This window comes from Pseudomonas sp. GW821-FHT09H03 (assembly GCF_059415945.1).
Genome location: NZ_JBWKOF010000002.1, coordinates 155,002 through 160,437, shown reverse-complemented (window position 1 = coordinate 160,437; position 5,436 = coordinate 155,002). Strand labels below are relative to the sequence as shown.

Annotated in this window: 8 protein-coding genes; 7 read left to right on the top strand and 1 reads right to left on the bottom strand. The window is 61.0% G+C overall.

The genetic code is table 11. The annotated features are described in order from the left end of the window. The 7 genes from gspG to AC07OG_RS03370 are packed head-to-tail and all read left to right on the top strand — an operon-like array spanning nucleotide 1 to nucleotide 4,220. Complete coding sequence (gene gspG / locus AC07OG_RS03400; RefSeq protein WP_060542635.1) at nucleotides 1-459, top strand: type II secretion system major pseudopilin GspG; 459 nt, start codon at nucleotides 1-3, stop codon at nucleotides 457-459. Nucleotides 460-462: 3 nt separating this feature from the next. Next, nucleotides 463-930: a type II secretion system minor pseudopilin GspH gene (gene gspH, locus AC07OG_RS03395; protein WP_495066220.1), complete on the top strand. Its 468-nt coding sequence runs from the start codon at nucleotides 463-465 to the stop codon at nucleotides 928-930. Beyond that, nucleotides 923-1,306 (top strand): type II secretion system minor pseudopilin GspI, encoded by a 384-nt coding sequence (gene gspI, locus AC07OG_RS03390; protein ID WP_060542637.1) that lies wholly within the window; start codon nucleotides 923-925, stop codon nucleotides 1,304-1,306. The genes gspH and gspI overlap by 8 nt, the downstream gene beginning before the upstream one ends. Further along, complete coding sequence (locus tag AC07OG_RS03385; RefSeq protein WP_495066219.1) at nucleotides 1,299-1,841, top strand: type II secretion system protein GspJ; 543 nt, start codon at nucleotides 1,299-1,301, stop codon at nucleotides 1,839-1,841. The genes gspI and AC07OG_RS03385 overlap by 8 nt, the downstream gene beginning before the upstream one ends. Next, entirely contained in the window at nucleotides 1,838-2,689 is an 852-nt protein-coding gene (locus AC07OG_RS03380; RefSeq protein ID WP_495066218.1) for a type II secretion system protein GspK, read from the top strand. Before AC07OG_RS03385 ends, AC07OG_RS03380 begins: the two co-directional genes overlap by 4 nt. After that, nucleotides 2,686-3,792 carry a type II secretion system protein GspL gene (gene gspL / locus AC07OG_RS03375; RefSeq protein ID WP_495066217.1) on the top strand — a complete coding sequence of 369 codons (1,107 nt, stop codon included), beginning with the start codon at nucleotides 2,686-2,688 and terminating at the stop codon, nucleotides 3,790-3,792. Before AC07OG_RS03380 ends, gspL begins: the two co-directional genes overlap by 4 nt. Then, nucleotides 3,789-4,220 carry a type II secretion system protein M gene (locus AC07OG_RS03370; protein WP_495066216.1) on the top strand — a complete coding sequence of 144 codons (432 nt, stop codon included), beginning with the start codon at nucleotides 3,789-3,791 and terminating at the stop codon, nucleotides 4,218-4,220. The genes gspL and AC07OG_RS03370 overlap by 4 nt, the downstream gene beginning before the upstream one ends. Here the strand turns inward: AC07OG_RS03370 and AC07OG_RS03365 are convergent. Further along, a complete protein-coding gene (locus AC07OG_RS03365) occupies nucleotides 4,213-5,436 on the bottom strand; it encodes an MFS transporter (protein WP_256352617.1) in 1,224 nt (407 codons plus the stop codon). The genes AC07OG_RS03370 and AC07OG_RS03365 overlap by 8 nt on opposite strands.

Sequence of the window (5,436 nt, the reverse complement as noted above, 5' to 3'; positions counted from 1 at the left end):
ATGCAACGTTTCCGCAAACACAACATAGCCCGCGCGCAGCGAGGTTTTACCCTGATTGAAATCATGGTGGTGGTCGTCATCATCGGTGTACTGGGGGCCATTGTGGTGCCGCAGTTCATGAGCCGTCCCGATCAGGCCAAAGTCACTGCCGCCAAAATCGACATCCAGGCCATTTCTACGGCCCTGGAAATGTATCGCCTGGATAACGCTCATTACCCTTCGACACAGCAAGGTCTGGAAGCCTTGGTCAAACGTCCGTCCGGGGTACCGGTGCCGCGCAACTGGAATCCTCAGGGTTATCTCAAGAGCATGCCGGTCGACCCGTGGAATACGCCCTATCAATACCTCAACCCGGGTGTTCAGTCAGTCGACGGCAGTTACGACCTGTATTCCCTAGGCGCTGATGGCATCACCGGTGGTGAAGGGCATGCGGCCGATATCGGTCTGCGGAGCGACTGATCCATGGTTTACCGCTGCCGGGGTTTCACCTTATTGGAGCTGATGATCGTGATCGTCGTTATTGGCGTTTTGCTGGGAATGGTGAGCCTGGCGACGAGTGTGAATCCGGCGCGTCAGGCCCTGCAGGAGGCGAATGCGATGGTGCACGTCATGGGGCAGCTGCGTGAACGCGCCGTGCTTGAGGGCCGGGAGTACGGCTTGCGGTTGAGCGTTGATGGCTACCGGGTGATGCGTCAGGGCGATCGCGGCTGGGAGCCCATGGCGATGTTGTATCGCTGGCCCGAAAACGTGCGACCGCGTTTGTTGCAAGACGGTTATGCATTGAGCCTGGGGGCTGACGAAGGGGCGCCGCAGTTGTTGATCTACAGCAGCGATGAAACCAGCGCCTTCACGCTGACACTCGGTTCCGGAAACCGGACCTGGCTGAGCCTGTCCAGTGACGGCATTGGCGAGGTGGTGATCGATGGCTAGTCGGCGATCCATATCGCGTATGGACGGCTTCACCTTGCTGGAGATCATGGTCGCCCTGGCGATTTTTGCGACGCTGGCGGCCGCTGTGTTGTCGGCCAGCCAATACGTTTTGAAGCAGACCGGCGCCGTTGAACAGCGACTCTTTGCCGCCTGGCTTGCGGACAACCAGTTGAACGAATTACGTGTGCAACCCGGGCTGGCGGTCGGTCAACAACAGATGGTCGTGCTCATGGACCGCAGGGAATGGCTGATCCACCAGTCCATCAGCGCCTCGAACGATCCGCGCCTGCTGAAGATCGACATTCACGTCAGCCATCCGGGCAGCGAGCACCCGCTGCACCGCGCCACTGGCTGGATACACGCTCGCCATGAATAAGCAGCGCGGGTTCACCTTGCTCGAACTGGTGATCGCCATGGCCATTTTTGCCGTGCTGGGATTGGCCAGTTGGGGATTGTTCGACAGCGTGGTACGGGTGCAACAGGGCACCGCGGCCCACGAGCGAGAGTTCAGAAACCTGCAGCGCGCCTTGGCAGTGATCGAGCGGGACCTGCTGCACGTTACCGAGCAGCCCCTGGTGCTCACACCGACATTTTTGCAGTTGCAGCGCAGCAATTGGCGCAACCCCATGGATCAGCCCCGCAGTGAGCGACAAACCCTGATCTATCGCCTCGATGACGGCGCGTTATGGCGTGAAAGCCTGGTGGACGGCACGCCAGTGATGTCGCGGCAAAAACTCCTCGGGGATGTCAGTGGATTGCGCTGGCGTCTGTTCGACAGGCAGTCCGGCTGGGTCAGTGCCTGGCCGGTCGGCCCCGCTGGCAAGGCACCCCTGGCCGTAGAAATGGAAGTGTCGACCGGACGTTTCGAGGCGATTCGCAGGGTGTTCCTGATGCCGGGGGCACTACCGTGAGTGGGCGCCAACGGGGAATAGCGTTGATCAGCGTATTGCTGATCATGACCCTGGCGTTGCTGATCACCAGCGGCTTGTTGCGCAGTCATCGACTGGCATTGCAAAGCAGCGGGCAACAACTGCAACAGATGCATTTGCATCAACTCGCCACTGGCGTGGAAACCCAAGCGCTGTTGCTGTTGCAGGGCGCGCTGCAGACGCCTGCAAAAACCGTCGACCGCACTCAGGCGTGGGCCCGAATGACTCCCGAGCCGGATCTCGAAGACGAGCAGGTGCGGGTGAGCATCGAAGATCTGGCCGGGCGCTTCAACCTCAACTCGTTGTTGCGCTCAGGCCAGATTGACCAGGTCACCCTCAATCGTTGGGCGCGTTTGCTTGATCTGCTGGGTTTACCGTCGTTGCAGTTGGACCAGGTCGGGCCATTGCGCGAACTCAGTCAATTGCGCCTGTTGCCGGGAATTGACGCGCAGATGTTGCGACAGCTGGAACCTTGGGTGTCGATGCTGCCCAACGACGCTGTGTTGAATATCAATACCGCGCCAGCGCTGGTGTTACGCACGCTCGGCGAGGTTGATGCCTCGACCGCGGAGGCATTGGTCGAGCAGGGTTCGACGACACCATGGACAAGTGTTCAGGCCTTCACCCTGGACCCGCTGCTATCCACAGCGGACTTGAGCGGCCACGGACTGGGCATCCAGAGCCGCTGGTATCGGATCACCGTGCAAGTGAACCGGGACGGGCGCGGCATGCGCCTGGCCACTGATGTCGAATTCGACCCGGATACCGCTCAACTGAATGTGCTGCAACGACGTTTTCTACCTTCGAGTACCTATGAGATGGCGCAATGACTACCTGGCTTTACCTGACTGCCGAAGGCCTGGACTCGCATTCGAGCGATTGGCCCTGCTGCCTGTGGTCCGAGGCCGGGCAACGTCAGCACCTGCCGTTGACGCAAGCGGCCCCGATGCTCAAGGGGCAACGGGTCGACGTACTGTTGCCCATGGAAATGTGCAGCTGGTTGCGCAGCGATCCTTGGCCGACAAGACGCAGGCCCGAGGCTCAGGCCATTGCTTATGCCGTGGAAGATCAACTGAGCCAAGCGCTGGAGGAGGTGCATTTGAGTATTGGCGCGCGCGATCATGAGGGCTGCTTCCCGGTGATGGTGATCGGCCGGGAGCGGTTGACCGCCGTGCTAGCGTTGCTGGCTGAGGTGGGCATAGAGGTGCGCGCGGTCTTCGTCGATGCCGATCTGCTGCCCGCTGGACAGCCGCTTGGCGTCTGGTGGTTCGGTCGCTGGCTGTTGGGCGCAGGGTTGTCGGCACGCATGGCGTTGTCCCAAGAGAGTCTGACGATGCTCACGCCGTCACTGCCCGAGGACACCCAGTGGCTGGATGATCGTGAGGACCCGACGAGAACCGATCAATGGCTGAGCGCCCGCCCAGCGCATGCCATCAATTTGCTGCAAGGCAGGTTCGCCTTGCAGCACAGACGTCTGCCCTGGCGTAGCGGTGCGCTGGTGTTGCTGACGCTAATCCTGCTTGCATGGGTGGCCGGTGAAGCGCGCATCGATTTTCTCGCGGGTGAAACCAGCCGTCTGGCGGTTCAGAATGAGCAGCAGTTCAAGACGCTCTATCCGCAGCAGAGCCGCATCGTCGACATGGCGGCGCAACTCAAGGCGCTGCAAAGCCAGCCGGCGGACCGGCAGAACACGCGAGTCGCAGGGCTGGTCAAGCTGATCGAGCAGGTGATTGGTGCTAGCCATGTAGAAGTCCAGCGCATCGAATTTCGTGCAGGTGATGGCTGGAAAATCCAGCTGACTGCCAACAGTTTTGCCGAGCTGGAACAGTTGCGCGAGCGGGGGCGCCAACAGGGCCTTCCCGTCAGTGTCGACAGTGCAAGCAAGGCGCTCGATCGCGTGCGCGCCACCCTCACCGTGGAGGACGGAGCATGAAGCAGGCATGGCAACGCATATCTGCCCGCGAACAACGTTTGCTGCAGGTACTTGGCGGGTTTTTACTCATGGTGTTGGCGTTCACTCTGATCTTTCAGCCGACGCGCCAACGTCTGGAAACCGTCGAACGGCAATATCAGCAACAGATGGGGCTGGCCGCGCAGCTGCAAAGGGCGCAACCGCGCAGCCAAACAGCTGTCGCCACTGATCAGCCGCTCTCGCTGCGCATCAGCGAAAGCGTCACTTTGGCGGGCCTGGAAATACGGCAGATGGAGAGCGAAGGCGAGCTGTTGCGCCTCACGCTTGATGGTGATGCGCAAACCTTGATGAAGTGGATCGATGACGTCGAGCGCGACGCCGTCGCGCTGCAATCGCTGACGCTGGAAAACCGTGAAGGGGTTCTGCAGGCGCAGATGGTGCTCAGGTAGCCGAGCCGTTCTGAGGCAGTAGCGGCAATTTCGCCAGCTTCAACGCGACCAGCAGCGCAATCAGCAGCAGCGTGCCAATGAACAGGCCGATTCCGTTCCAGCCGCCCAGGTGCCAGAACACTCCGCCGGCCGTGCCTGCAATGCTCGACCCGGCGTAGTAGCTGAACAGGTACAGCGATGAAGCCTGCCCCTTGGCCTTCAGGGCCCGGCGGCCGATCCAGCTGCTGGCAACCGAATGGGCGCCGAAGAAGCCGAAGGTGAAGATGAGCATGCCGATGATCACCAGCACCAGCGGCGTGAACATTGTCAGGGCAAGGCCGGCGATCATCAGCACGATGGTGCTCCACAGCACCTTGCGCCGGCCGAGCTTGTCGGCCAGGGCACCGATTTTTGCCGAACTGTAGATGCCCGACAGGTACACGATCGAGAGCAGACCGACAAACACCTGATCCATATGGTACGGCTCGGCCAGCAGGCGATAACCGATGTAGTTGAACAGCGTGACGAACGCGCCCATCAACACAAAGGCTTCGAGAAACAGCAGCGGCAGCCCGGCATCGCGAAAATGCATGGTGAAGCCGTCGAGCAGGCTGCGCGGGTGCAAGGAGCGCGAGCGGAAGTTGCGCGACTCGGGAAGGATTTTCCAGAACACCGCCGCCGCGATCAACGCCAGGCCACCGATCACCAGCATCGCCGTGTGCCAGCTGACGAAGTCGATCAGTACCCCGGTAATCAGGCGTCCGCTCATCCCGCCAATTGCGTTACCGGCGATGTACAGACCCATCGCCAGGCCGATGTGGTGCGGGTGAATCTCTTCGCTCAGGTAGGTCATGGCAACCGCCGCCAGACCGCTCAGGGACAGGCCGATCAGCGCACGCATCAAGAGCACGCCATGCCAGCTCGGCATCATGGCGCTGGCCATGGTGCAGAGTGCGGCGGCGAACAGCGCGGTAACCATCACCGGCTTGCGCCCGACACGGTCGGAGATGGGGCCGGTGATCAGCAAGCCGAAAGCCAGCATGCCGGTGGCTACCGAGAGGATCAGGCTGCTCTGTGCCGCGTTGATGGAATATTCGTGAGACAGCAGCGGCATCATTGGCTGCACGCAATACAGCAGGGCGAAGGTCGCAAAGCCGCCACAGAACAGTGCCAGCACTGTGCGCATGAACGCCGGGGTGCCTTTTTCGATGTAGATTTCCTGCAACTGGGCAGGCAT